A 24,319-nucleotide genomic window follows, 5' to 3' on the forward strand; every position below is an offset into this window, starting at 1 on the left:
TGGGTTAAATGTCAATGGGTCGCCATGCGCCCCAACAAGTCGATGCCAACCGGCTCCTGCGCCTGTAATGGAATCACTGCGAAACGCTTGGCATGCTGGTCTTGCACCTCGGAGATCAATGGCAATTCGCGGTTGGCGCGAGTCACCAGGAAAGGTGATGCCGGTCGAGCGGCGGCCAGGCTGCTATTCACCACCCAGGCCCACGGCTCGATGCCCGCGCGGCGCAGGTCGTCTTGCAGATTGGCCGCTTCCAACACAGGCGTGGTTTCGGCCAGTGTCACGACGATCACCTTGGTCTTTTCGGGGTTCTGCAATTGCGTCATCGGCGTGATGACCTGCTCACCGGGCTTGCCCATCTGCCGTACCATGTCGCGGTGGTAGGCACCCGTGGCATCAAGCAGCAACAGCGTGTGTCCGGTGGGCGCCGTGTCCATGATGACGAAATGCTCATCGGCCTCCTTGACGATGCGTGAGAACGCTTGGAATACAGCGATCTCTTCGGTGCAAGGTGAGCGCAGATCTTCTTCGAGCACCGCCAACCCTTCCGCATCCAAGCCTTTGCCCTGGTTTTCCAGCACAAATTGGCGGTAGTTCTCGGTTTCTACCTTTGGGTCGATACGGCTGACGGACAGGTTTTTCAGGCTGCCATCAAGCGTGTACGACAGATGAGCGGCAGGGTCGGAAGTGGTTAGATGCACCTGATGACCGCGCTGGGCCAAAGCAACAGCAACCGCTGCCGCGACAGTGGTTTTGCCCACACCACCTTTGCCCATCATCATGACCAAGCCATGCCCCTGCGTGCTCAATGCCTCGACCAGCCCTGACAACGCCGGGAAGGTGGTCTCTGTCTGATCGTGCAATGTCTCCAGCGGCCCGTCCGATTGTTCGCCCAGTAACATGCGCAGGGCTTGCACCCCCATCATGTTGAAAGGCTTAAGTGGCAAACGATCCTGCGGCAATGTGGAGAGGTTGGCTGGAAGCTGGGTCAGCGCGTGCTGTTCCCGTTCAAAGATCGTGGTCGCCAGCGGATCGCCCTCAGCGGCCTGTTGGGGAAGAACACCGTTGATGACCAAGTGCTGGCGCGTCAGTCCTATGGCATGCAGTTCATCATGGGTATGGGAGACCTCCTTGAGCGTGGAGGATTGTGCTCGCGCGACCAGTACCAGGCGGGTTTGCGCAGGGTCGGCCAACGCCTTGACCGCATCGGCATACTGACTTTGCTTTTTTTCCAATCCAACCAACGGCCCCAGATTGGCGGCGGCATCGGGATTGTTTTTGAGATAGCCTGACCACGCGCCAGGCAATTCCAGCATGCGGATGGTGTGTCCGGTGGGTGCGGTGTCGAAGACGATATGGTCGAAGTCACTGCGCAAGGCCCGATTCGTCAACAAACCGGTGAACTCGTCGAATGCCGCAATTTCGGTGGTGCAGGAACCGGACAATTGCTCCTCAATGCTTTGAACGATCTCGGCTGGCATCGAATCGCGTACTGGATCAAGGACACGATCCCGATAGGCTTGCGCGGCGGCCATCGGATCAACCTCCAGCGCCGATAGACGCGGCACCTGAACGATGGCGACGATTTGATGGCCTATCGGCTGGTTGAATACCTGGCCGACATTGGAGGCCGGATCGGTACTGACCAGCAGCACTTTTTTTCCTGCATCCGCGAGACGCACGGCGGTGGCGCAGGCCAACGAGGTTTTCCCTACACCGCCCTTGCCGGTGAAGAACAAGAAGGGCGGTGCGTTGTGTAGAAATTTGAACGACATGTGATGTTCCGTAATCTGAGAAGAGGGGTTCTTGCTTGGCGCTCAAGCACGTGCCGTAGGTGTGCAGCAGGACGTTGGAGCAGTGCTGATCGGTGTGACCTCTGCACCGAACCAACGGGCCAGTTCCTCGCGGTTGGGAAGCCGGCCCGTTAACGCCACCACGTCATTGACCAGCGTGACCGGCAGCGACTGCGTTCCCGATACGTCAAGGAACGCCTTGACACGCGGATTGCTGATAAAGCTCTGCGGGTTCTTCAACAGGTTGTGGCGCTTGACCTCGAATCCCTGCTGCTTACACCAATCCATGTCGGCGTTGAAATGCAGTGCGTTTTGGTCGATTACGACGCTGCTGGTGGCACAGCATCCTGCGGGTTCAAAGATTTCAATGGTGGTCATGAAATGCTCCTTTCGTGAGGTGGGTGAGAGCGAAAAATGCGTCGCTACAAACATATACATTGATACTCAATGGATCGTTCATCTATACATAGATGGGCAATGTTATAGCTCAAAAAAAACCATCACTGTTGCCGAGTGATGTGTGCGGCCACCTCCATCCAGGCATCTACTGCCACCGTGAAGGCTTCACGGCCCTTGTCCGTCAGGGTATAAACCTTGCGTCCGCGACCAGCGACCGTTTCAGTATGCGCGGTTACATAACCGCCTTGCTCGAACTCACGCAGAACCGGATAGAGCGTGCCCTCCGTGGGGGCACAGCAGCCTTGGGTTGAGCATTCCACTTCACGGGCGATTTCGTAGCCGTGCATGGGCCGCGCCTTCAAAACACTGAGAATGAAAAACTTGGACAGGCTCATCTTGATGATGCCGTTCCAGTACAAGCGGTCGGTGTAGTCCACCGGCACACGCTCTACGTTTTTTAGGGAAGTCGTCGATTTAGCCATGTGGACGATTCTATACATCGCCCATCAATGTATCAAGCGACTTTTCTACAAAACTGGGTTCTATGCCTAGCTCACCTGCCTTCATTGCTCCCTGCAATATCTTTCAAGATGTTGATTTATATGTGTATTTTCCCTATGAAATTTCACTTCCGCTACGCGGTGGTTGATCTTGGATCAATGCGATAGAGCCGACATGATCCGTAGAAGCCGAGGCCGTGCTCATGTGGCCGGTTTCTTGATCGTTCTTGTGTAAGTACGCGAGCAGGTGCGGCATGATGTGCGCGGCGTCGGCACCAACGCCGCGCAGGGTGGCGGAAGCGAAGTTGCGTTGCCTTGGAAAGCCCACGAAGTAGAGGCCGGGGGTGGCCTGCGCGATGCCGTTCTGCTGTGCCAGGCGGTTGTCGGCACTAACGGCACCCAACTCCTGGAGGTAGGTGGCATTCGGGCGAAAGCCCGTGGCGAACAGCAGCACGTCCACCTGTTCTTCGGTGCCATCCGGCCAGACCACGCCGTGCGCGGTGATGCGGGTGAACATTTCCTGGCGCTGTACCCGTCCGGTCTTTATCGCGTGGCTGTATCTCCCGCTGTCGAGTACCGGGGTGCTTTGGTCGTTCAACCAGCGTGTTTGCTCCAGGCCAGTCCACTTCATCCAGAAATGGAAGTCCAGGCCGAGGATGCGTTGGGGAAAGAAACGTATCGGCTGCAAGGTAGCCAGCTTCACGCGGGCGACCCCGGCAAGTTCCGTAGCGATTTGTACGGCGGAGTTCGCACCGCCAACCACGACGATGCTGCTTCCCAAGAAGTCCTTGGAGTTCAGATACTCGGCACTGTGCAGTATTCGCCCGCGAAACCGCTCTTGCCCTTCGATAGCGGGAACATAGGGCATGCCGAACGCACCGGATGCCGCGATCAGCGTTCTGGCGTGGTAGCGTTGGCCGCTTGCCGTCACCGCCTCAAATCCATCGCCATTGCGGACGACGTTCACCACCTTCTCTCCGGTGCGAACCGGCAGCCGGAATCTCCGCGCATAGTCGTCCAGATAGGCCACAACTTCATCGCGATGTGGGTAACGCCCTTGCGGCCCCGGAAACGGCAGACCGGGCAACGCGGAGTAGCCGGCGGGCGAGAACAGTTCCAGGCTATCGTAGTAGCTGCGCCATGCGCCACCGGAGCGGTCGGAGGCTTCCAGAATCAGGAAGTCGATCTGCCGTTGCGCGAGGTGCCAACCCATGGCCAAGCCAGCTTGGCCGCCACCGATGACAAGGGTCTGCAAAGTCTTCATGGCCTCAATCTCTCATAATTATATATGCGCATATATGCACATAATGGGTACAAAAACGGAACTGGAGATCATTTGCTTTCGGCCCCGTTCGCAGGACAGCAATAGGGTGCGAGCCGGCCAACTTCACGAAGAATCACCTCGAACTTGCGCATGATCGCCGGCCCGTCCACCTCGTAGATGCGATGGCGCCCGGCACGCTCCATGCGCACGATTCCAGCTTCCAACAGCAGTTGCAGATGCCGAGAAATCACCGAACGCTCTTGGGGCAGCCTCTCCGCGATCTGCCCCACGTCCGCGCGGCCAAGCAGCATTAGTTGCCGTAGAACAGCGACCCGCGAGGTTTCCTGCAACGCCTTGAACAGCGGATCATCCAGCACAGCCACGGCCGAATTGATGGCTTGGGCACGCAGTGATTCTTGGGTCGGGATGTTCATGCTCTGCCGGGGTCGTCGAGATCAGATAGCGACCATTATATGTGCATGTGTGTGCATATATGATGAATGCCGCCTTTTAGCCGACGGACGGGCCGCGCTGGCGGCCTAGTTCCCAAGAGGCGTGTCCGCCGCTGACTGTAGCGGCCAAGGATCGACCCAGCCGCTGCTCGATGACGGGCTTCCACGGCACCAGGCTGAACCCCATGCCGTCATCGAGCATTGCGTAACGCCCACTGGCGAGCATCACGCTGCGCCGATAGATGCCGACCACGCGCTGGCCGTCCGTGACGGGCCGATGTTCCAGGCCGGTTTCTGCGGCAATGCTTTTGGCGGCCTGCGCCAGTTCGCGGTTGCGCAGCGTGCCCAGCAGGTTGCGGGCGAGGATGACGCGCTGTCCGCGCCGCTCTGCCAGCCCCTGTTCGGCAAGGAAGTCGGCACGCTGCTGCATTGCCTGCTTGACCTCGCTGCCAAAGCCCAGCTCGCCCAGGCCCGAGCCGCCGCCGATCAATTGCTGGTCGAGCCAGGTGGCCCCGATCACGCGGGCCTGCCGCTCAATGGGCAGGTGCGATTTCAGCTCCACGGCCACGCCGCCCAGGCGTTGCGCGTCGTAGCGGCGGCCCTGCTCGGGCAGGTCGTCTGGCACCTTCCATAGCCCTTCGGCCACGCGCTCCACGATGCCGACCCGGCGCAGGGCTTCCAGTCGGCGGACGTGGGCCGCGACGACTTCCTGCGGGTCGCGCCCAGCCTTGGCCCGGCCTTGTTCGATCGCCAAGTGATGATCTGTGCGGTACAGGCCACCGCTCGCCAGCCCAGCGACGTTCTTGTCGGCCGCCCGCACCTCGGCGGAACCACGCACTTCCACCACCGCACCGGCGGGATAGTTCGCCAGCTCGTCGCGGGCGTTCAAGGCGACGTAGTGGGCCTTGCCGTCCACACCGTCGATGACCAGATAGCCGCGGTCGTGTAGCTCGTCGGCCAGCCCCTTGGCGGCGACGCGACCGATGACAGTACGGCCATCCTCGCCCGGCTCGAACACTGCCAGCTCGCGCGGTCGCCCGCTCATGGCACGCTGCATGGTGCGGATGATGTCGCCGCGCTCGCCCAGGGCACGCAAGGTCTTCTCGGCGTCCGCATGAACGGCCCAGGTGCCGGGCTGCATCTCGTCGGCCAGACCCAGGCGTTGCAAGCGTTGCAGGCGACCGATCAGCAGCAGGCGCTGGCGTTGCAGCCGGGGTTCGTTGAAGCGTTCGATCTGCACCCGGCCATCCTCGCCAGCCTCACGCTGCAACGTGCGGTCGAGGCTCGTCCACCGCTCTTGCTCCACCTCGCGCTGCAAGGTCTGCTGGATCTCCAGTTCGGTGCGCGGCCCCAGCCATTCCGTCGCCAACTCGGCGGCGCGATGGCGGAAGCCGTGGGCGATGTAGTCGCCCGAGATGATGAGGTCTTTGCCGGTGTCGTCGCATCCGCGCACGATCAGGTGCATGTGCGGGTTGTCGGTGTTCCAGTGATCCACCGCCACCCAATCCAGCCGCGTCCCCAGGTCGGCTTCCATGCGGTTCATTAGGTGCCGGGTGTAGGTGCGCAGGTCGTCCAGCTCGGCCCCGTCCTCCGGGGAGAGGATGAAGCGGAAATGGTGCCGGTCGGCGGCGGCCCGCTCCTTGAAAGCGTCGAGGTCGGCCTCGTCGGTCTGCGGCCCGTAGGCCCGGCCCGGTTCGCCATCGCGGCCGGCGCCGTCGCGCTCGATGTAGCGCAGATGCTTGGCGAGCGATTGCGGGCTGGCATTGCGTTGATTGACCAGCAGGGTCTTGATCGTCACGCGCCGAGACATGGGCGTCAGCTTCGCCCCAGCGAAACGCGCCGCCGTATGGCCGCGTCCCAGGCGCGAGCCGGGCCGCTGGCCTGCGTGCTGGCCCTGGCCGCCGGACGCGGCGGAATGGCGCATCGAGGACTTGCCGCCGCTGGCCTTGCCAGCCTGCTTGAGCACCTTGGAAACGAAGCTCTGGCCCCGGCCCTTGCCCCGGTTCTTCGGGGCGCTGGGGCGCACGCGGAAATCGTCATCGCGGCGGTCGGTCATGGCCGCGTTCCTTGCAAGCTCTGGCGTGTCCGGTCGTGCGAAGCACGCAGACATGCCCGCATCGGCGCGGGCTTCGCGCCACAAGCGGCACGGCGGCAAAGGCGCTCCGTGCCGCGCCACCCCCACGTGCAGACTGGCTTTCGACGCGGCCCGGTGCCGCGTCCTTTTGTCTTGCCTTCCGCCTTTGCCCTTCGCTGTCGCTCCGGGCGTCGGCGGCCCGGCAGCGCTGCGCTGCTTGCAGCCAGCGCGCCGGCGAACGCGGCAATGGCCGCAGGCCGGGCGCGTTCGAGGCAAGACGCCTGCACATTGGAAGGCAGCGCGAAGTGCGGCGCGGATGCGCTCGCACTGCACACGCGACGACATGCGGAAAGCCACTGGATCGACACGCCCGATGGCACGATGAGATGCACTGCAACGCGCAGCGAGTCGGCGGCCATCATGGGCGTGTCTCCAGCCAGATCGGGCGCGCAATGCCGATCACGGCGGATGCGCTGACCGGGCCGAAGTAGCGGCTGTCGAACGATGCCGGATTGGTCACGCTCAACAGGAACAGTTCGCCCGGTTCAAGGCGGCGGCAAAGCTGTAAGGATGGCAGCGGCCGGCCCAGCCGATCAGCAGGCAGCACGGCGGCCGAGGGCACGCCGTCGATGCGTACCTGACCGGCGACGATGCAGACGTGTTGCGGCGCCACCGCACCCACACGTTTGAGTAGCGGAATGTGCGTCGGCAGATAGCCACGCTGCGCAGCCAGCGTGGCAGCCGTGGCCGGCAGCGGCACCAGCACGATGCTGTCCACCGACAAGGGACGTGGCAGCGAGGCGGTGCGCGAGTCGAACGGGTCGATGCGATACCAGCCGACCGCTACGCTGTCGGACGGGTTGTAGGTCAGACGCGGCAGCGGCGACACGAAAGCCGCCCAGGCCAGCGCAGCGAAGCCGATGGCGGTCAGTGTCGCCACGACGATGCAAGCGCGCAGGCGCGAGCGAAGACGCGGCGCAACGGCAGGTGCGTTTACCGTAGTGGTCGGGGCGGTCATGGCAGCACCTTGCCGGCCAGCCAGGCGGCGTGCCGCTCGCCGGTGTATTCGGGTAGCGCAAGGCGAGCCGCAAGACGGTTGCCCAGCGTGCGCCAGTACGCGGGCGACACGTCGATGGCGGCGATGCCCTGCGCCTCGATGCCGTCGATGCGCTCCAGCACGGCGCGCACGTTGGCGTCGCCTTCGGTGTGCAGCAGCAGGCGCGCGCCAGGCTGCACGCCGGGGATGCGCTGCGCCGCGTCCAGTGGCGTGCAAGTCTGCATCACCATGAGCTGCCAGCGCACGGTGCCGTAATCGTTGGCCTGCCAGCGGATGCGGCAGAGCATCGCGCCCGGCAGGAACACCGCGCAGCGCCGCCAGTCGTCCAGGCGCAGCGTGCGTGCGGGTTCGCCGAAGCGCAGGTAGAGCTTGAAGCGGTGTTCGAGGTAGGCTAGCGAAACGCGCGTCAGCGGCACGTTGCCGGCCTGCCCGGCGAGTGCCGAAAGCGCAGGCAGCAGCGTAGCCGGTGCCGCGTTCGCGGCAGGCAAAGCGAATGCGTTCATGGTGTGTTCTCCGACGGAAACTCCCGCTCCAGCAGGCCGCGCAGGAGGTCGGCCACGGTCACGCCTTGCGTGAAGGCCGACACCTTGATGCGCGCCCGCATGGCGGGCGTGATGTCGAGCGTGAGGCGGGCCGTGTAGAGGTCGCCTTTGCCCAGCGCGTCGGCATCGCCCTGACGAATCCACGCCTCGGCGTGCGGATTCGCGGGCGGACGTGCGCCGATGCCGACGCGCTTGCCCGTGCCTTTGCTGTGGGGTGGTTGCTGCGCTGTCATGTCGGCCACCGCAGCAGTTCGTCCACCAGGGCGGTGATTTCGCGGGCGGCGGCGCTGTCGGTCGCTGTCTCGCGTGCGAGCCGGCCAGCGGCAACGCTGTCAGCGAACACGATGCGCTGACGCACTTCCGAGCGCAGCGCGGGCAGCGGCTGTTCTGCCAGCGATTGCCGTGCCTCGCGCCCGATGATGGTGGTGCTGACGCGCCGGTTGATGACGAAGGCCGCGCGCAGAGCAGGCCGGAACACCTGCGCCTCGCGGATCAGCGCCACCATCTCGGCGCTGGCCCAGAGGTCGTAGGGGCTGGGCTGCACGGGGATCAGCACGCGCTCGGCCGCCAGCAGCGCGGAGCGCGCCAAAGCGGCAATGCGCGGTGGCCCGTCGATGATGACGTGATCGGCCCGCCTGGCGAGTTCTGGCGCTTCCTGATGCAGCGTCTCGCGGGCAAGGCCCACGGCGCTGAACAGCCGTGGCAAGCCTTGCTGGCTTCTGCGCTGCGTCCAGTCTAGCGATGAGCCTTGCGGGTCGGCATCGAGCAGCACGACATGCTGGCCGCGCAGCGCCAGTTCGCCGGCGATGTGGGTGGCGAGCGTGGTCTTGCCGACGCCGCCTTTCTGGTTGAGCAGCGCGACGATCATGGCGTGGCCCTCCACACTGGAAAGCCAGGCTTTGCCTGCGGTGCAAAACGCTGTTCGCCGTGCCGTTTCTCGGTTGTCCACCGAAACGGCGCGCTTCTACTAAAAGTTATGTATTTCTTGTTAGGGAAGTTAGAGGGGCCGCAAACGCGCGCCGTTATTGGCTTTCCGGTGTTTTCGTACTCCTGATAGCACGATAGGCGTACTCCCGATAGCACGATACCCGGTACTCCTGATAGCACGAGGCCGTCCACACCTTTTCCCGCACTTATCCCCGTGCCGTATGCAGCACGGGCCGGAAGGTCAGCAGTTCTTGTCCGTCGTCCGGCATTCGCTCGATGCCCAGGACATAGCCGGGCAGCGACTGTCGCGCCACCAGGGCGCGCAGGTCGTAGGCGAAGTCGGAGAAGCGCGCCGCGCTGCCCGACTTGCGGTGCAGGTGCTTGAAGTCGAATTGCCAGCCGTGTTCCTGCCGCCCGCCGTGCTTGCGCACCAGGCGGTACAGCCAGCGTTCGATGCCACCCTTCAAGCGGAAATAGGCCGGGTCGATGGTCAGCACCAGGGCGGCGTCCAGCACGCCCGCATAGAACCAGTCCGGCAGGATCAGTTCGATGCCCAGCGGCGTGCCGCTGGGGTCGGCCAGCTCGCGCCATTCGTTTACCCACGAAAAGCGGTGCAGGCGTCGCCCGGTGGTTTCGCGGATGGACGTGGCCACCGTGGTCGATTGCAGCCGGTCGAGCGCGGCTTTCAGCCGCAGGTAGTCGTTGAGCGATGTGCCGCGCCCGATGAACCGCAGGATCTCGTAGGGTGTGGCGCGTATCCAGCGCGACGGGCGCAAGCCTGCGTCGCGCGCCTCCACGATCTGCGAGGCGGCCCATATCAGCACGTCGGCATCCCATATCGTTGCGATGCCATGCTCGGCCGTTCCTTCCACGCGGATGGTGATGCTGCCGGCGCGGAAGTCGATCGGCACGGTGCGCCGCGACTTCGCCAGCGAGAAGAACGGAAAGGCCATCAAGTCCTGGCTGTCGCGTGGTGCCATGTCGCCCGGCAGCGCGCGGAACAGGTCGAGCTGTTCGCGCTGCAAGGCTTGCCCTGGCGGGCTGGACATGGCGACGGCCACCCACGCGCCAGCGATCAGCGGCCATCACGGTAGTCGCCCGCGTGGCGTTCGGCATATTCCGGGTCGGACGTCGCCTCGTAGCTGCGCTGGTCGGCCCAGGCATCGAGGTCGGACACCGCGTACATGACGCGGCGGCCGAACTTACGGAACTTCGGGCCGCCGCCGACCACGCGCTGTTTCTCCAGCGTGCGGGGACTGAGGCGCAGGTACTCGGCGGCTTCGTCGTTGGTCAGGTAGCGTTGGGGCTGCGCAGGCGCAGCGACAGCAGCGGCGGCAGGCCGCAAGGGAGCGGGTCGCATGGGATGAACCTCCATCAAGCCCGGCCGCACCACGCGGCCGGATAGAGGCACTTTCAAGAAAGCGCGGCACCCCGCGAAGGGACGATCTGCGGGGGACGCGAAACGTCCCCCCTACTGCAACCGCAGCGGCGGAAGCTGTGCCAGGCGGCGATAGCCGCCGCGCATCAGCGCCTCGCCACGGCGCACCAGCCTGCGCACGCGGGCGCGCAAGGCGCTGTCAGTGTGCCAGTCGGCGGCGACGGCATCGGCACCGAACAGACCTTCGGCCATTTCGCGCAAGGACGCGCCCGCCAGGGTCGCGTCGAGCGCCTGGAGCGTATGCAGTTCCAGCAGCGCCGCCGGCGTGGGCCGGGAACGGGCCGCCGCCGCAGGCGCGGCGACCGTGGCCACGGCCAGGGCATCCAGCCCGGCCGCGAGCGTGCGATAGCGCGCGCACGGTGTGGCGCAGGCGCGGGTGGCGTAGAGGTAGGCCATGCCGTCCTCCAGGCCCGGCGCGAGCGCGAGCCGCAGGCAGCAGCCGGGCCAATGCGACACCAGCACCAGGCGCTTGCCGTCGTGGATCAGTTGCTTGCGGCCAGGGACGCGCCAGAACTCGAAGGCATGAGCTTCGGGCGGCGGGTCGGCATCGGGGTAGAGCTGCACCACGGCATCGTGATCGGGGAACCAGGCCGGATGCGCGTCACGGGCATCCAGGGCCGGGTCTTCCAGCAGGCGCAGGCCCCACGCCTGCGCCGCGTCCGGCCAGCGGCGACGGCGCAGCCAGTCGCGGCGGTAGTCGGGATTTCGGCGCAGGTATTCCCACGCCAGCGCAGGGCCGTCAAGGTGCAGAACGTAGAGATAGGCCGCTGTCGGATACCAGTGTTCGGCGCTGCGATCAGTCATGGCGAAACCTCCCTCTGTTTGGGATGCGTCGCCACGATTTCCGCGATGCGGGAGCTATCGAAATGCCATCAGGTCGTCATCAAAATTGGTTAGGCTGTAACTGTCGGTGTCAAGACCATTTGGCTCCTGCGTGTTGCGGAAATCGTCTGAATGCGACGGCTACGCCTTTAGGAAAATGACGCGCAGCACCGAACACCGTGCCGCAGCCCGCGCCCAAGATCAGGACTGTTTTCAACAGGATCGCACCACTTCGGTGCAAGCATGCGGATTCAGACCTTCACGGTCTTGACCAAGATTGAAATAGTCACGATGCGTCCCGGCTGGCCGGGCCACGCTGGTTTTCATCAGTCCGTGATCGCGCCGTTCTCCTGCGCCAGCCGGACGTATTCCGATAACAGATGCGCCGCCTGGAAATACCGATCCCGTCGCACCGGCAGCTTGCGCGGGCCGACGATGCCGGCTAAGTCGGACAGCTTGACCGTCCCCAGCGAAGGCAGGCCGATACCAAGGTCGATCAGGCCGTAGGCCGTGTCGCCATCCGCAGGATCGAGCGACACCAGCAGCCAGGTTACATGCGCGTCCGGCGTGAACAGGCGCACCACGGGCAGCGGGTCGAGCCGCTGACCAGCGGCGAGTGCCGCGCCGTGGGCCAGCAGTCGGGCGCGTTCATCGGCGGTGACAAGCGGCAGGGTCATGGGAAGCCTCCGCACGAAACCGACGATGCGCGGATGCGCTCTTGTGCCAAAGCACAGAACCGTCGAACCGTATCTGTGCATTCGTGTGGAAGCACGGATGTGCAAGCCATCGCATCCGCAGAAGAACGGAAGCACCGAAGCGGAATTGTCGGAAGCCGGAAAGACACGGATGCGATTCCCCGGTTCTGTCGGAATCCGCAGATGCGGATTTCCGTAAAAGCACGAAAGCGGCCTCTCAGCCATGAATGAACACTATAGATTGTAGCCCTATAGGACTCAATGGGTTGTCATCTTGGTTTTGAGAGGAAACCATAGGTGGCGGCAAAGTACTCATTGGCGAAGGCGTTGAAGACGGTCAGGAAGGCGCGCGGCTTGAGCCAGGAAGCGTTCTCCGACGTGTCGAGCCGCACCTATATGAGTACGCTGGAGCGCGACCTGAAAAGTCCGACTCTGCACAAGCTGACCGAGCTGTGCGAGGTCATGGACGTGCATCCGCTCACGTTGTTGACGCTGGCCTTTGCGGGCGACAGCACGCGCAAGGCTGACGAGTTGATGGCGCAGGTGCGCCAGGAACTTGAGGCGGTACTGAACTCTGATGGAGATTGAGAAGCGACATGGCATATCGAAATGGAAACTACACCGCCTTTTACGTTGCAGAGCCATTCCATCCCAGCTCGCTAGGTGCCAATGCGACGAAGGATTTTCAGTATTACAACACCCTACGGATGTGGAAAGGTGCTGATGCGACGTTCCCCTTCGTTGATTCGCACGACAAAACTTACAGTGTCCGCGATGGCAGCGATTGGGAATACACACTGAAACCCAGGCTCAGGGAGCGCCTTCGGAGCTCGAAGAACATTATCCTCATCTTGAGTTCGATCACGACGAATTCCCGCGCCCTTCGAGAAGAAATCGACTACGGGATCAACGATCAAGGGCTTCCTGTCATTGTCATCTATCCCGAATATGCCACCAAGGAAAGTCTGCTTGTCGACGGATCATTGAAGCAGGCGGTTAAGAACCTGTGGGGAAATCTTCCCGTGTTCCGGGATTCGATGAGCAAAGTCCCGACGCTTCATGTCCCGATGAATAAAGAGCTCATCAAAAAATCCTTGCAGGACGGCGAGTTTATGGTTGGGAGCATGAAGGCCCCAGGCATCTACAGATACAACCCATAATCAATCGACATATCGGAGCGAATGATTCACGTCATGGCGAAGGTCAACTTTTTTGACAAGCGGGTCATCAAGAAATTCCTTGAGATCACCGCTGTCGTCAGCGGTACGCTGTCATTCATAGTTATTTTTGTTGACGTTCCTGCCGAGTGGAAGCTGAAGGCTGGCTTGGCTTTCTTGGCAATACTGGCACTCACCTACGTGGTGATATGGCTCTGGTCGAACAACCTGAACAGTATCGACATCAATGTTGAGGGCAGCGATGTCGCGATCAAGACCGGCGACATTTTCCAACAGCCGGGATTGAAGGCAATTGCCTTCAATGAGTATTTCGACACTCAGGTGGACAACAAGATAATTGGCGAGACTTCTCTCAACGGAGTTTTCATCCAGAAGCATCTCGGCGTTCCGATTTCCGAATTAGACCGCTACATCGAGGAATACGCTTTTGATGAAAGTGAAGTCCTGGAGGAGAACGAGGCAAGGAAATACGGTAAGAAGAAAAGGTATCAGATAGGCACGATTTGCCTTTACAAAGACTATCTCCTGACCGCGTTCTCCAAGTTCGATGAGAACAACAAGGCGCTACTAACGATGCCGGAGTACCTTGAGTTCCTCATTAATTTCTGGGACAAGGTAAACAACGTGTACGCCCAGCAAAGCGTATCGACAACAATCTTTGGATCAGGAATCACGCGAATCAAAGGACACAAGAATATTTCCGACGAGGATCTACTGAAAATCATGCTGTGGACATTCAGAATCAGTGAGATGCGATTCAAATATCCCGCGAAGCTGACCATCGTGATCCACAAAGACAAGATCGACCAGATCAATCTTCTCGATATCAAATCCGCCAGGAACGGCGTGTAGTTTTCAATGGCGGTTCGGAGCGAGCCCACTTTGCAGATGCTGACCCGGCCGATCCGGCACAGGCCGGTTCGGCGGTGCTCAAGGGGCGCCAAGCCATGCGCGCAGCGCCGCAGGCGCGAAGGCGTGAGGGATTGGAGCCGGATGGCCGTGACGGCAAAGACGGCACGGGGCGTAGCCCGTAAAGCCCGGCGGCGCATCGCGCCGACACGCCATGCCCTGACAACAGCCATAGACGCAGCTCACAGACAGGGGGGCGCGGCTCGCTATGGGGCACCGTCTGCCGTTGCCGCGTTCGGGACGAACGAACAGCGCAGCGCCCGCCGCATGGCGGGGCGCTGCGGGCGGCGGTCACGCCGCCTGGGGCTTGCTGCGCGACCAGATCAGGTCGTGCGTGCCGTCTTCGCCCTCGATCAGGCGGGCGTAGACCGTGGCCGGAAACGAAGGATCGTCGAGGGTCACGGAGATGTACTCCCGCCCGGCCTCACTGGTCTTCTTCCACGCCGCGCCGATGTCGTGGCTGGTCGCCTGCAGGCGGAAGTCGGGGGCCTTCTCGTTGTCCCCCTTGTCGTTGGGCACCAGCTTGACCTTGACGTTGAGCGTCAGGCTGCGAAGCGTGCCGGTGAAGCCGTCTTTGTCTGCGGTGAAGGTGCCGATGTTGGCCATGATGATTTCTCCTTACGGTGGAACAAGGTTCGCGCCCATCGCGTCCTTGTTGTGATCCGGCCGACGGGGGACGGGTGGGCGGCACCGCTTGCGGTCGAAACGCAGTGGAGAGCCGTGAGGCGAAAAGAATTTGTCCCGCGAGGAATGCGCCGAACGCAGTGACAAAGCAGGGGAAATTGTTTTCGCTGGACGGTTGCAGCCATGAAGCCCGAGGCGCAGCCGCGCCACCGCCAGGATTCACAACAACACAAGGACGCCTTGGGCCGAACCGCACCGCAAGGAGATAGGGCCGGCTCGGCATCCCCGCATGAAGGCTGCTCCGGCTCGCCCGCTGACGCGGGCCAGGTCAACCACCCAACGACAAGCGAGAATGCCCCGCCACACCTTGCAGCGCCGGTCTTGAGGTGTGGCGTGGAAGCTCCATAGCGATGCCGGGCGGGTTGTCCGTGAACTTCCTTCGTGACGTGATGGGCAAGAACCGCCAGCGTTGAGGACGGCGCGCATTCGGACAACCTGCCGCAGCAAGCGTCAGCGTGTTCGCCGGCGCCTCGTTCATCGCGGCGGGGCGCTGGCCGGGCCGATCAGGCACAGCCGGTTCGGCGGCATCGAGGGGCGCCAAGCCGTGCGCGGCGCGGATAGTCCGCAGGGCTTTCCCCTGGAGGCAAACGCAGCGCGCAGCGCCGCAGGCGCGAAGGCGTGAGGGATTGAAGCCGAATGGCCGTGACGACAAAGACGGCACGGGGCGCAGCCCGAAAGCCCGGCGGCGCTTTGCGCCGACACGCTCAAAAGCCTAAGAGCACAACAAGGGGCTCATTCTGGGAAATAGCAGGCACTATTTCCAAATAGATTTAATTTGCCGATGCCTACAGATTCGCCAACGAAATGGGATAACCCTGAGCCGCCATTTCCTTTGCCAGAAGCGGCCCTGCATCCTTTTGCAGATTGTCCTTGAATGGGATATAGAGCAACCCTTGGATGTCGGATGGGCGCTCCATATTGTCTTGTTGCTTCATGAGAATGGCAACGTTCTTACGACCGAGCAGCGTAAGCATCATGCCCAATTCCATCACAACATTTTGGCGCGCACGGAACGCCTTTTCGTCTTCGTGACCAGCGCGGTAGCCCTCGTCGTCGGGCGTGGCCAGCACCACAGCAAACTTTACTTCTGCCGTGTATTTTTCCAATTTCTCGATGATGGTCTGCCCTTCCGAAGGAAGTTGATCCAAGATCAACGGCTCAAGCCTCCAGCGGCGCAGCATCGCTTCAAGCTCGGTTCGGGCGGCATTATCGTGCCCATAAACCACGAATACCTTGCTGAGCATTGGCTTAGCAGCAGCGCCATTCTGTGGAGCTGGTGCCGCAGCCTGTGCAGGTTGTACGCCAAGGCAAGCCTTTACCGCCTCTTGGTTCTTGCCCTGAACATTGAAATTGCCGGTGTGGTAGCTATTGACGATTGCTCCATTTTGCAAACGAAGTTGTGTGCCAGTGCCGTTTGCAAGTGCCGTCTCATTCGCAATCTGAAGATTGCCGGCCTGTAGGCAGGCCTTAATTTCGTCGAGAGTCATTGCCATTCCTTCTAAGCTCCCCAAATCGCTTTTTTCGCAGCTTCGCTAAGTACATCGACAACAATGTCGCGCACGCCAGATGCAACCGAAGCGCCGACCTTCGTCATCACCTTCTTGAATCGAAGGGATGCAACTTGAGTTTTTGGACTGTCTTTGGTCAATTCCGTCAAATCGGTACGGAACTGCTGGACTTCTTCTGGCGACAGCTCTGCGCCTGCTTCCACTAGCTCAACAGCGCCAGCAATCTTGCGTTCAGTCCAAGGGAATCGGCTACCGCAGTTGTGGCAGAACGAGGGAGGCTCGTAATCACCACCCAAGCCGAAAACGCCTTCAACGTAGAAATCGCCGCGAATGGATGCGCTGCACGAAGGACACTGCATGATGGTCTCTTCACCGCACTTAGAGCAGAACGCCTCTCGAAGCTCGGGATTCTGATCAGCGGCTGTTGTTGCGACATGTCCGTTAGGACAAACCTGTGCGACCCGATATGTCCCCATTACGCTCCCTTGTTATTTATGCCGATAGATACGGCGTTGGTCAAATCAAGGGATTCTAAAGCAACAGCGTGGAAATTGGAGGCGTGGATGACACCGGGCGCGGCCACTGCCGCGCCCGGATTTTTGCACTCACTGCGCCCAGGGCGCGGTGCTGATCGGGTTATTCCTTCGTCTCGATGAGCCACCACACGGCACGCGGCAAGGCGCGGCCCGTGATGGGGTGAATGTCGGTCAGGTCGGCGCGGGCTGACCAGCCCGAGGGCGGGCGGTAGCCGCGCACGTCGCCTTCGCCGTGCCAGCGGCGGGCGCGTATCGTGCCGGGGGCATAGATCGCCGCCATGCGGGGGCGGCTGGTGGTGTAGGTCATGGGTGTTCTCCTTCCAGCAAAGCGCCCCGGTCGAGGCCGGGGCGCTTGCTTTTGCACGGGTCAAGCGGCTAGCGCCACGGCGGGCTCATCTGCTGTTGCCTCGGCATCCTCCGGGGCGTCGTCCTGCTCCTGTGGTTCTGCCTGCGTGGCGTCCGGCCCTTCGGCCTTGAAGATGGCAGGCATCCAGCCCGTGCCGTCTGCCAGCCGCTCGGCTTCGCTGGCAATGTCGGCCTTCTTTAACTTCGCCAGCCGGGTGACGTGCGACGGGGCGAACCGCTCCACGGCTTCCAGAATTGCGGCCTTCGGCACATGCCGGAAATAGCCCTCATTGGTGGGCTTCCACCATGCGGCCATGTCCAGCCTCACGGCCTGCGCGAGTTCTTCGCCCGGCTGCTGCCGTGTGGTGCGGGGTGTCACCACGTCCACCGTGACGGCCACGCATACCGCCAGCAGCCGCACCAGTTCGTCTTGGGACTTCGCCAGCAGCGCGGCGAACAGTTCGGCGCTGTCCTGCGGCAAGGCTTCGCCCGCCACCTGTTGCAACTCGCGCAGAGCGACGGCGGCGGGGGATTCCGGCCAGTCGGGGGCCATGCCTTCCAGCCGGTCTTGCACTTTCAGGCTCACGCCCAGCGGCAAGTCGTGGCCGTGGTAGCCGCCTTGCAGCACCGTTTGCACCATGCCATGCACCAGCGCAGCCAGCGCCACTTGCGGATGCCGTGCCACTTCGATTTGCAGCGCGGCGGTGCGGTGGGCGCTCAACCGTTGCGCCAGCCGGTCGGACATGGCGGCGGTCTTGGGCTGCCCTTCGCTGTCTCCGTCCTCGCCTTCGTCGTCGTTCCCAGCATCCTCGCCGCTGAACCCTTGGCGCAGGCGTTCCAGCGTGCGCAGCGCCTTGGCTTCGGCCTCGCGCAGCAGCCCGCGATAAATCACGGCCTGACCGTTGCGGTCGGTGGTGACGATGGCACCGGCTGCGGCCTTGACGGTCGCGCCGTAGTCCTGCAAGCCATCTTCCAGCGCCTGCAACTGCTCGCCCACGGCTTCGCCTTCTTCCTGCAAGGCATCGGCCTTTTCCTCGTCCTCGGCATCAAGCGCGTCATCCACGGCGGCGGCCAGTTCGTGCATCTTGGTTTGCAGCTTCTTGATGCGCTGCGCTTCGCGCTTGTTCGGTTCGCGGCGTTCCCTCGGCGCACGCTGGAAGGCGTGCAGGTCGGCATGGGTCACGGCGTGGGTGGCATCCACCCACGCCCAGCCTTCGGCCTTCACCTCGGCGGCGATACCTGCCAGCTTGTCTTGCGCCAGCCGTTCCAGCAGCGCGGCATCGGTCAGATACACGCCCGCGTCACCTTCCGCGAACAGGTCACGGCGCACACCACCGCCTGCGGCTCCGTAGGTATCCAGCCCCACGAAACGCACCAGCGGATGCCGGTATGCGTCAATCTCGCGCTCGGTGAGGCGGTCGCGCAATTGCGAAGGGTTGCGCTGCCACTTCGGCGCGTCGTAGAACGCGGTTTCCTGCGCGGCGTGGTCGTCGGTGATGGCAAGGGCCATCAACTGATCGAGCGTCACGGCTTCGGCACGGTAGTCGGCCAGCAGGCGCGGCGAGACGTTCGCCAGCTTCAAGCGGCGCTGCACCACCAGCGGGGACACGCTGAAATCGGCGGCTATGTCCTCGATGGGTCGGCCTTCGGCCACCAGCGCGGCGAATGCCTCGAACTGGTCGGCGGGGTGCATGGCTTCGCGCTGCACATTCTCGGTGAGGCTGGCCGTGCGGGCGGTGCCATCGGCCACCAGCAGGCAAGGCACTTCCCATTCCTTGCTGATGCGGCGCTTTCTCGCCAGCAGCTTGAGGGCTGCGAGGCGACGGCCACCGGCCACCACTTCGTAATTCTCGCCATCGGCGGCGGCAATGACGATGAGGTTTTGCAGCAGGCCGACACGCTGAATGCTCGCGGCGAGTTCGGGAATGGACATGCGCGGGGTCTTGCGCACATTGCGCCCGGTCGGGCGCGACACCAGCCGCGACAGCGGAACCAGAATCAGGTTCTTGGTCGGGTCGGCGGCTTCCAGCGGGGTAGCGGCGGCGGCGTTGAGGGCGCGGGCTTCGGTCTGGGTAACGGCGTTCATGGTGATAACTCCTATGGGTTCAGGGATGAAGCAGCGAAGAAAGCGGCAAGGGCTGCTGCCTGCCCCTGCCGCGTGGGGAATCAGGCTTTCAACTGGCGCAGGCCATCGGCCAGCATCCAGAGGGCGCGATTGAGGCGCACATCGGAATCAATGCCCTGCACCGGGCGGGTTTGCTGGCGGCGTCCGTTGACGCTGCGGCCATGCAATCCGCCTTTGGTCAGGTTCTCTTGGGTGCGGTTGAACACGCTCCACAAGTCCGGGCGACGGTCGTCGAACCGGCGCGGCATCAGGATTTGGCTTTCCGTGATGGGCGCGGGTCTGTTGTCGGTGGGGTCGTACTTCAAGGCCAGCGCGGAACGGGCGAACACTTCGGCTTCGCCTTCGTCCAGCGTGATAGCGCGCATGGCATCGCGGGAATCCTTCACCCGGTCGAAGCCGCGCAAGACTTCGTAAGCGCCTTCGATGACATGCCCGGAAACGTCGCCCTTGTGGGGCACGCGCACATCGGCCACGGTGTCGCCGCATACAAGGCCATTGCTGCACACGAACCGGAACATTCCGGCCAGCATCTGATAACTGCTCGTCCCGTCATGGGAATTGAGCAACACGATTTCATTGGCTTCCGCGCCGTTGATCTGGCTTGCGTGGCGCAGGCGCAGCATGTGTTTGGTGTGCTCGCGCTTGCCTTCGTCGCGCACGCGGGTTTGCGTCACCATGAAGGGTTGAAACCCCTCCTTGCGCAGTTCGGCCAGCACGGCGGCGGTGGGGATGTAGGCGTACCGCTGCGAACGGCTTTCATGCGGCGCGTCCGCGAAGATGGACGGGGCCACGCGGTGAATCTGGTCATCGGTCAGCGGGTAATCGCTACGCAGCGAGGGGGAACGGGAAGCGAAACGGGATGCGAGTTGCATGGTCTTTCTCCTGACGAAAAGGGTTTGCTGTTCAAACCGCACACCGGATTCCTAGATTCGGAGCCCAGCCTTTCGGCTGTTTGGTGCGGTTGGCACGAGGAACCCGGTTGGCCCTGTTGCCACCGTCTTTCCTGAGTTCATCGCCCGCGGCCAAAGGAGCGCGCGGACGAGGACCGTCAAGGAGACAAGCGCAGGGTTGGTGCGGCCCGCAGCGCAGCGAGGACACGGCCCTGCGCGCCTTGACGGCACCCGGAAGCGGGCTACGGTCGCGGAGAAGGTGATGAAGTCAGGGGAGACGGCTGGACATGGCAACGGCCGTCCCTGTGTGCCGAACCGCACGCAAGCGAAGCGCGCAGGTCCGAAGCTGGAAGCCGGGCCGAAGGCGTCAGGGATGTGAAAGGCTGGCGAATGCCAGTCCCGTCAGGGATGAGCGAAAAGCGAACCTGGAACAGCGCGGTCCGCGAAGCGGAGACGCAGGAGAACTCTTCGCTTATTATTTGTTTTGCAAGCAAATGTTGCCAAAGCAAGAACACGGAGGTCCAAAAATGATCGTCTGCATTAACCGCCTCAAGCAGTTCGGCATCTTCAACGACTTTAATGGAACGAAGATCCAGAAGTTCGGCCGGTACAACTTGGTCTATGGCTGGAACGGAACAGGCAAGTCAACCCTGTCGAACCTTTTCTCTTGCTTTGAGCTGCGCTCGATGGTTCCTCGCTTCAGTGCGGGCCAGTTTTCAGTAGCTTTGGAGGATGGCTCAACTATCACGGAAGCTACACTCCATTCATGCCAACTGAATATTCATGTCTTCAATCAACGCTTTGTGCATGAGAACATTGATTGGGACAAATCTGTAAAAAGCATCCTTCTGATTGCGAAAGAGAAGATTGATGACTTACAGAAGCTGGAGAAGTTAAAGGGAGAGCTTCAGTCGAAAAGGAAGGCTCACGACGAGAAGCAAGGCGAGGTAAAGAAGCAGCGCGAAGCGTTGGACAAGTTTCTGACCAATGCTGCCAAAAAGATGAAGCTAGGGCTTCAGGCGATTGATACAAGCGATAGCTATTACCTCAATTACGATCGCCGAAAGCTGTCCAATTTCATTCAGAGCAACGGTGAAGCCATCATCAAAGCCGATTCAGTTCTTTCAGATGATAAAGTTATCGACCTTACGAATGCCGCGAAACCAGATCAGCTTCCAAGCATCAATTTCGTCTCAACATCCATTGAGCCGGATTACTTCAAGAAGGCATCAGGTCGAATCAGGGATTTGATTGGGACTACGGCGGTCAATCAAGCTATCCAGCGGTTGACTGATAACCCGGACATCCGTGAATGGGTTCAAACAGGCTTGGAAATCCATAAAAACCACGAGTCGCAATCGTGCGAGTTCTGCGGCTCTACTTTTACCCAGCTTCGTGCCGAGGCACTTGCTGCCCACTTCAGCAAAGAGTTCACGGATTTTCAGCGCCGACTTCAGAACGCGGCGACTTGGATTGAGTCTCAAGGCGCTCCAGCCAATCAGTTGCCCGCAGCGACCGAGTTTTATAAAGAATTATCGGCCGAGGCGGATAAGCTCCAAAAGGACTACGCAACCGCTGCTGAGAAGATTGATAAGCAAATGGACGGATGGCGCGAAGCCCTGAAGGCCAAGATCACAGACCCTGGAAAGACGGACATTCAAATCTCGGACGTGGTCGAAGATGACGTCAAAAACTTCAATGAGATTCTGAAGTCGATCGTCGCGCTCGTCGGAAAGCACAACAATAAGACTTCTAACTTCAAATCTGAGACCTCAAAAAGCAAAGTGGCACTGGAGCTGCACTTTGCTGCGGCTGAGGTGCAAGAATTTGACTATGCTGGAAGTGAGAAGAAATGCAATGACCTTGAATCAGAAGCAAAAAACGACCACAAGGAAATTGAGAAAATTAGTCAAGAGGTCGGTGCTATAGAGGCGCTGCTCTCGAATGAAACGGTCGGAGCGAAGGAGTTCAATGACATCTTGCATCGCTTCATTGGCCGCTCTGAACTTTGTCTCAGCTTCAATCAGAAGAAGAAGGGTTATGAGATCATCAGAAACGGGGTGGGTGAGCATGATGGGAACTTGAGCGAAGGTGAGAAGACTGCGATTGCATTTGTGTACTTCATCACGAAGCTCAAAGAGAACGGAAACAACATCAAAGACACGATTGTCGTCGTTGATGATCCAGTCTCAAGCTTTGATTCAAACCACTTGTTCCATGCCTATTCATTCCTGAGAACTCAATGTACTGAAGCCAAACAACTTTTTGTGCTGACCCACAATTTCACCTACTTCAAGCTAGTGAGAGATTGGTTCACTGGAGCGAACAGAAACAGGATCAACAAGGGAAAAACGGAGAACTGCTTCTTCTATCGGCTGGATGCTCCACCTGGCTCACCCCGCCATTCATTGCTTGTTGACGCTGATGACTCTCTGAAAAATTACGGTTCTGAGTATCACTACATATTCAAAAAACTTTATGAGTACAGAGCCCATACGACTCTTAACAGAGATGAAGCATTCTTGACTGCGAACCTTGCTCGCAAGCTCGTTGAGTCGTTCTTTACCTTCAAATATCCAAAGCGGAGAAGCGACATCAGTCAGTTGATGGATGTTGGTCTGAAAGACTGCATCATCACAACACCGGAGCTGAAGGAGAAGATCTATCGTTTTATCAACAAGTATTCGCATAGCGACGTAATCGAGATAACCGAGGAGTCCGCAGAAAACTTGGCAGGCGAAAGTCATAGCGTCATCGGGCACATTTTTCAGTGGTTGGAGGAAGTGGACAAGAAGCACTACGACGAGATGATTCAGGTTGCGACTGCCTGAGCATCAAGCCGGCGAGGGCGAGAGTTGTGCTACCAGGCGCAGCAAAAAGGGGCCGAAGCCCCTTCGTCAGATCAGGCCACGTTCGGCAAACGATGTGGTGTCGGTGCCCGCGACGATGACGTGATCCAGCACGCGCACGTCCACCAGCCCCAGCGCCTCCTTGAGCCGCTGGGTCAGTGCTCGGTCGGCCCCGCTCGGCTCGGGATTGCCGCTCGGGTGGTTGTGCGACACGATGACCGCCGCCGCATTGAGCCGCAGCGCCTCTTTGACCCGCTCGCGCGGATACACCGATGCGCCGTCGATGGTGCCTCGGAACATTTCGGCGTACTCGATCAGCCGATGCTGCGTGTCCATGAACAGCACCGCGAACACCTCATGCTCGAAGCCGGCCAGCTTGGCGCGCAGGTACTCCTTGACCGCCGCCGGCGACGTGAACGACGTACCACGCTGCATCTTGCGCTCGATGGCTTGGCGCGCGGCCTCCAGAATCTGCTCGGCAGTCGCCAGCAGGTAGCGGCCCTGTGCGTCACGCACCATCAGCGAGGAATCGAACGAGGAAAAGGACAGTTGCGACATGATCGTGCTCCGGTTGCTCGGGCGGAATTGCCCGGAACCGTGGCGAGCACGGCGCAGCGCAAGCAGTCAGGGGTCAAGGACGGCCGCCAGGCCGCAAGCGTGCAAGCACGCGCAGCCCTTAATGGCGAGAACGCCGTGATACGGTGAAGGGAACAGCAAGACCGCCCACACCCTCCCAATGCACACACTCGCCTTTGTGCAAGCGGAGCGCGCAGGCCTGTCAGGGCCGAAGGCGTCAGCAACTGTCTTGAATGTCAAGCATGAAGGCTCGACAGGAGCCGATGTCCACGTTCTGTCTTGACATTCGATCTCAAACAGAACATCATTAGTTACATGAAACGCGACAGCCGCCTGTCTTCCGTCCTGCATGCACTGCTGCACATGGCCGAGCAGGATGGCCCCGTCACTTCTGAAACCCTGGCTCAATGCTTGGGTACCAACCCCGTCGTCGTCCGGCGCACCATGGGGTATTTGCGAGAAGCGGGCATCGTCACTTCAGATCGAGGCCACGCGGGTGGATGGCGCATCCATGCCGATCTTGGCGCCGTCACCCTACGCCAGTTGCACGAGGCGCTAGGCGAGCCGGCCATGTTTGCCATAGGCAATCGCAACCAAACACCGGAGTGCCTGGTCGAGCAATCGGTGAATGCCGCGCTCGAAGGCACGTTTGCCGAGGCGGAGGCGCTGCTGCTGAAGCGGTTCTCGGAAATCACCCTTGCCGATCTGGCCGCCGACTTCGCGCGCCGGCATGCGGCAGCACGACGCAAGAGGAGTTGA

General features: G+C 61.2%; 26 protein-coding genes. 5 read left to right on the top strand and 21 right to left on the bottom strand.

From position 1 onward, the window contains the following. Positions 1-11 precede the first annotated feature (11 nt). The 14 genes from arsA to YA0848_RS02090 all read right to left on the bottom strand — a co-directional run bounded on the left by arsA (position 12) and on the right by YA0848_RS02090 (position 11,942). Complete coding sequence (gene arsA, locus YA0848_RS02025) at positions 12-1,772, bottom strand: arsenical pump-driving ATPase (RefSeq protein WP_023094617.1); 1,761 nt, start codon at positions 1,770-1,772, stop codon at positions 12-14. 42 nt (positions 1,773-1,814) lie between these two features. Continuing rightward, the gene (gene arsD, locus YA0848_RS02030) at positions 1,815-2,168 is read right to left on the bottom strand and encodes an arsenite efflux transporter metallochaperone ArsD (RefSeq protein ID WP_023094616.1); all 354 of its coding nucleotides are present in this window, start codon (positions 2,166-2,168) and stop codon (positions 1,815-1,817) included. A 122-nt stretch (positions 2,169-2,290) separates the two neighbouring features. Beyond that, positions 2,291-2,671: a PadR family transcriptional regulator gene (locus YA0848_RS02035; protein WP_023112219.1), complete on the bottom strand. Its 381-nt coding sequence runs from the start codon at positions 2,669-2,671 to the stop codon at positions 2,291-2,293. A 133-nt stretch (positions 2,672-2,804) separates the two neighbouring features. Next, positions 2,805-3,953 (bottom strand): flavin-containing monooxygenase, encoded by a 1,149-nt coding sequence (locus YA0848_RS02040; RefSeq protein WP_023094614.1) that lies wholly within the window; start codon positions 3,951-3,953, stop codon positions 2,805-2,807. A 68-nt stretch (positions 3,954-4,021) separates the two neighbouring features. After that, a complete protein-coding gene (locus tag YA0848_RS02045) occupies positions 4,022-4,387 on the bottom strand; it encodes an ArsR/SmtB family transcription factor (protein WP_023094613.1) in 366 nt (121 codons plus the stop codon). 76 nt (positions 4,388-4,463) lie between these two features. After that, positions 4,464-6,461, bottom strand: coding sequence for a relaxase/mobilization nuclease domain-containing protein (locus YA0848_RS02050; protein WP_023094612.1), 1,998 nt, complete (start codon positions 6,459-6,461; stop codon positions 4,464-4,466). A 436-nt stretch (positions 6,462-6,897) separates the two neighbouring features. After that, the gene (locus tag YA0848_RS02055) at positions 6,898-7,497 is read right to left on the bottom strand and encodes a S26 family signal peptidase (protein WP_004350838.1); all 600 of its coding nucleotides are present in this window, start codon (positions 7,495-7,497) and stop codon (positions 6,898-6,900) included. Then, on the bottom strand, positions 7,494-8,039 hold the full coding sequence (locus YA0848_RS02060) for a DUF2840 domain-containing protein (protein WP_004350841.1): 546 nt from the start codon (positions 8,037-8,039) through the stop codon (positions 7,494-7,496). The genes YA0848_RS02055 and YA0848_RS02060 overlap by 4 nt, the downstream gene beginning before the upstream one ends. After that, a complete protein-coding gene (locus YA0848_RS02065) occupies positions 8,036-8,311 on the bottom strand; it encodes a hypothetical protein (RefSeq protein ID WP_009405765.1) in 276 nt (91 codons plus the stop codon). Before YA0848_RS02065 ends, YA0848_RS02060 begins: the two co-directional genes overlap by 4 nt. Beyond that, a complete protein-coding gene (parA, locus tag YA0848_RS02070; protein ID WP_004350845.1) occupies positions 8,308-8,946 on the bottom strand; it encodes a ParA family partition ATPase in 639 nt (212 codons plus the stop codon). Before parA ends, YA0848_RS02065 begins: the two co-directional genes overlap by 4 nt. Positions 8,947-9,211: 265 nt before the next feature. After that, positions 9,212-10,054, bottom strand: coding sequence for a replication initiator protein A (locus YA0848_RS02075; RefSeq protein WP_009405763.1), 843 nt, complete (start codon positions 10,052-10,054; stop codon positions 9,212-9,214). 26 nt (positions 10,055-10,080) lie between these two features. Then, positions 10,081-10,350, bottom strand: coding sequence for a helix-turn-helix transcriptional regulator (locus YA0848_RS02080; RefSeq protein WP_432212813.1), 270 nt, complete (start codon positions 10,348-10,350; stop codon positions 10,081-10,083). A 126-nt stretch (positions 10,351-10,476) separates the two neighbouring features. Continuing rightward, positions 10,477-11,247 carry a DUF2285 domain-containing protein gene (locus YA0848_RS02085; RefSeq protein ID WP_004350850.1) on the bottom strand — a complete coding sequence of 257 codons (771 nt, stop codon included), beginning with the start codon at positions 11,245-11,247 and terminating at the stop codon, positions 10,477-10,479. Positions 11,248-11,591: 344 nt separating this feature from the next. Then, a complete protein-coding gene (locus YA0848_RS02090; protein ID WP_009405759.1) occupies positions 11,592-11,942 on the bottom strand; it encodes a DUF2958 domain-containing protein in 351 nt (116 codons plus the stop codon). Positions 11,943-12,257: 315 nt separating this feature from the next. Here YA0848_RS02090 and YA0848_RS02095 point away from each other — a divergent pair, with 315 nt between their 5' ends. Genes YA0848_RS02095 through YA0848_RS02105 form a run of 3 tightly spaced genes read left to right on the top strand, consistent with a single transcriptional unit; the run spans position 12,258 to position 13,990 of the window. After that, positions 12,258-12,548, top strand: coding sequence for a helix-turn-helix domain-containing protein (locus YA0848_RS02095; protein WP_004350854.1), 291 nt, complete (start codon positions 12,258-12,260; stop codon positions 12,546-12,548). A gap of 8 nt (positions 12,549-12,556) precedes the next feature. Further along, a complete protein-coding gene (locus YA0848_RS02100; RefSeq protein WP_004350855.1) occupies positions 12,557-13,120 on the top strand; it encodes a TIR domain-containing protein in 564 nt (187 codons plus the stop codon). 33 nt (positions 13,121-13,153) lie between these two features. Then, positions 13,154-13,990, top strand: coding sequence for a macro domain-containing protein (locus YA0848_RS02105; RefSeq protein ID WP_226184115.1), 837 nt, complete (start codon positions 13,154-13,156; stop codon positions 13,988-13,990). A gap of 348 nt (positions 13,991-14,338) precedes the next feature. On the opposite strand, the gene YA0848_RS02110 is transcribed toward YA0848_RS02105, so the two are convergent. From YA0848_RS02110 to YA0848_RS02135, 6 genes are all read right to left on the bottom strand, one after another. Next, entirely contained in the window at positions 14,339-14,653 is a 315-nt protein-coding gene (locus YA0848_RS02110; protein WP_004350859.1) for a DUF736 domain-containing protein, read from the bottom strand. An 863-nt stretch (positions 14,654-15,516) separates the two neighbouring features. Then, positions 15,517-16,218, bottom strand: coding sequence for a TIR domain-containing protein (locus YA0848_RS02115; protein ID WP_011002526.1), 702 nt, complete (start codon positions 16,216-16,218; stop codon positions 15,517-15,519). An 11-nt stretch (positions 16,219-16,229) separates the two neighbouring features. Then, on the bottom strand, positions 16,230-16,715 hold the full coding sequence (locus tag YA0848_RS02120) for a DUF2321 domain-containing protein (RefSeq protein WP_004350864.1): 486 nt from the start codon (positions 16,713-16,715) through the stop codon (positions 16,230-16,232). A gap of 160 nt (positions 16,716-16,875) precedes the next feature. Next, positions 16,876-17,082 carry a hypothetical protein gene (locus tag YA0848_RS02125; RefSeq protein WP_004350866.1) on the bottom strand — a complete coding sequence of 69 codons (207 nt, stop codon included), beginning with the start codon at positions 17,080-17,082 and terminating at the stop codon, positions 16,876-16,878. A 60-nt stretch (positions 17,083-17,142) separates the two neighbouring features. Beyond that, positions 17,143-19,206: a ParB/RepB/Spo0J family partition protein gene (locus YA0848_RS02130; RefSeq protein WP_004350868.1), complete on the bottom strand. Its 2,064-nt coding sequence runs from the start codon at positions 19,204-19,206 to the stop codon at positions 17,143-17,145. An 80-nt stretch (positions 19,207-19,286) separates the two neighbouring features. Beyond that, the gene (locus YA0848_RS02135; protein WP_004350869.1) at positions 19,287-20,117 is read right to left on the bottom strand and encodes a DUF932 domain-containing protein; all 831 of its coding nucleotides are present in this window, start codon (positions 20,115-20,117) and stop codon (positions 19,287-19,289) included. 305 nt (positions 20,118-20,422) lie between these two features. Here YA0848_RS02135 and YA0848_RS02140 point away from each other — a divergent pair, with 305 nt between their 5' ends. Further along, positions 20,423-22,966, top strand: coding sequence for an ATP-binding protein (locus tag YA0848_RS02140; RefSeq protein WP_226184114.1), 2,544 nt, complete (start codon positions 20,423-20,425; stop codon positions 22,964-22,966). Between the two features lie 66 nt (positions 22,967-23,032). Here the strand turns inward: YA0848_RS02140 and radC are convergent, their stop codons facing one another. Next, positions 23,033-23,542: a RadC family protein gene (radC, locus tag YA0848_RS02145; RefSeq protein WP_004350876.1), complete on the bottom strand. Its 510-nt coding sequence runs from the start codon at positions 23,540-23,542 to the stop codon at positions 23,033-23,035. A 333-nt stretch (positions 23,543-23,875) separates the two neighbouring features. On the opposite strand from radC, the gene YA0848_RS02150 reads away from it, so the two are divergent. Continuing rightward, positions 23,876-24,319, top strand: a complete 444-nt coding sequence (locus YA0848_RS02150) for an Rrf2 family transcriptional regulator (RefSeq protein WP_004350878.1) — start codon at positions 23,876-23,878, stop codon at positions 24,317-24,319.

The organism is Pseudomonas sp. S4_EA_1b (assembly GCF_016307435.1).
Classification (GTDB): domain Bacteria; phylum Pseudomonadota; class Gammaproteobacteria; order Pseudomonadales; family Pseudomonadaceae; genus Aquipseudomonas; species Aquipseudomonas rhodesiae.

Coding starts and splice junctions, on each gene's coding strand:
- YA0848_RS02040 (WP_023094614.1), bottom strand. CDS start 3,953: ATGAAGACTTTGCAGACCCTTGTCATCGGTGGCGGCCAAGCTGGCTTG.
- YA0848_RS02075 (WP_009405763.1), bottom strand. CDS start 10,054: ATGTCCAGCCCGCCAGGGCAAGCCTTGCAGCGCGAACAGCTCGACCTG.
- arsA (WP_023094617.1), bottom strand. CDS start 1,772: ATGTCGTTCAAATTTCTACACAACGCACCGCCCTTCTTGTTCTTCACC.
- YA0848_RS02090 (WP_009405759.1), bottom strand. CDS start 11,942: ATGACCCTGCCGCTTGTCACCGCCGATGAACGCGCCCGACTGCTGGCC.
- YA0848_RS02085 (WP_004350850.1), bottom strand. CDS start 11,247: ATGACTGATCGCAGCGCCGAACACTGGTATCCGACAGCGGCCTATCTC.
- YA0848_RS02140 (WP_226184114.1), top strand. CDS start 20,423: ATGGCAACGGCCGTCCCTGTGTGCCGAACCGCACGCAAGCGAAGCGCG.
- YA0848_RS02045 (WP_023094613.1), bottom strand. CDS start 4,387: ATGAACATCCCGACCCAAGAATCACTGCGTGCCCAAGCCATCAATTCG.
- radC (WP_004350876.1), bottom strand. CDS start 23,542: ATGTCGCAACTGTCCTTTTCCTCGTTCGATTCCTCGCTGATGGTGCGT.
- YA0848_RS02110 (WP_004350859.1), bottom strand. CDS start 14,653: ATGGCCAACATCGGCACCTTCACCGCAGACAAAGACGGCTTCACCGGC.
- YA0848_RS02125 (WP_004350866.1), bottom strand. CDS start 17,082: ATGACCTACACCACCAGCCGCCCCCGCATGGCGGCGATCTATGCCCCC.
- YA0848_RS02115 (WP_011002526.1), bottom strand. CDS start 16,218: ATGACTCTCGACGAAATTAAGGCCTGCCTACAGGCCGGCAATCTTCAG.
- YA0848_RS02105 (WP_226184115.1), top strand. CDS start 13,154: ATGGCGAAGGTCAACTTTTTTGACAAGCGGGTCATCAAGAAATTCCTT.
- YA0848_RS02100 (WP_004350855.1), top strand. CDS start 12,557: ATGGCATATCGAAATGGAAACTACACCGCCTTTTACGTTGCAGAGCCA.
- YA0848_RS02060 (WP_004350841.1), bottom strand. CDS start 8,039: ATGAACGCATTCGCTTTGCCTGCCGCGAACGCGGCACCGGCTACGCTG.
- YA0848_RS02130 (WP_004350868.1), bottom strand. CDS start 19,206: ATGAACGCCGTTACCCAGACCGAAGCCCGCGCCCTCAACGCCGCCGCC.
- YA0848_RS02050 (WP_023094612.1), bottom strand. CDS start 6,461: ATGACCGACCGCCGCGATGACGATTTCCGCGTGCGCCCCAGCGCCCCG.
- YA0848_RS02035 (WP_023112219.1), bottom strand. CDS start 2,671: ATGGCTAAATCGACGACTTCCCTAAAAAACGTAGAGCGTGTGCCGGTG.
- YA0848_RS02055 (WP_004350838.1), bottom strand. CDS start 7,497: ATGACCGCCCCGACCACTACGGTAAACGCACCTGCCGTTGCGCCGCGT.
- YA0848_RS02065 (WP_009405765.1), bottom strand. CDS start 8,311: ATGACAGCGCAGCAACCACCCCACAGCAAAGGCACGGGCAAGCGCGTC.
- parA (WP_004350845.1), bottom strand. CDS start 8,946: ATGATCGTCGCGCTGCTCAACCAGAAAGGCGGCGTCGGCAAGACCACG.
- YA0848_RS02120 (WP_004350864.1), bottom strand. CDS start 16,715: ATGGGGACATATCGGGTCGCACAGGTTTGTCCTAACGGACATGTCGCA.
- YA0848_RS02150 (WP_004350878.1), top strand. CDS start 23,876: ATGAAACGCGACAGCCGCCTGTCTTCCGTCCTGCATGCACTGCTGCAC.
- arsD (WP_023094616.1), bottom strand. CDS start 2,168: ATGACCACCATTGAAATCTTTGAACCCGCAGGATGCTGTGCCACCAGC.
- YA0848_RS02135 (WP_004350869.1), bottom strand. CDS start 20,117: ATGCAACTCGCATCCCGTTTCGCTTCCCGTTCCCCCTCGCTGCGTAGC.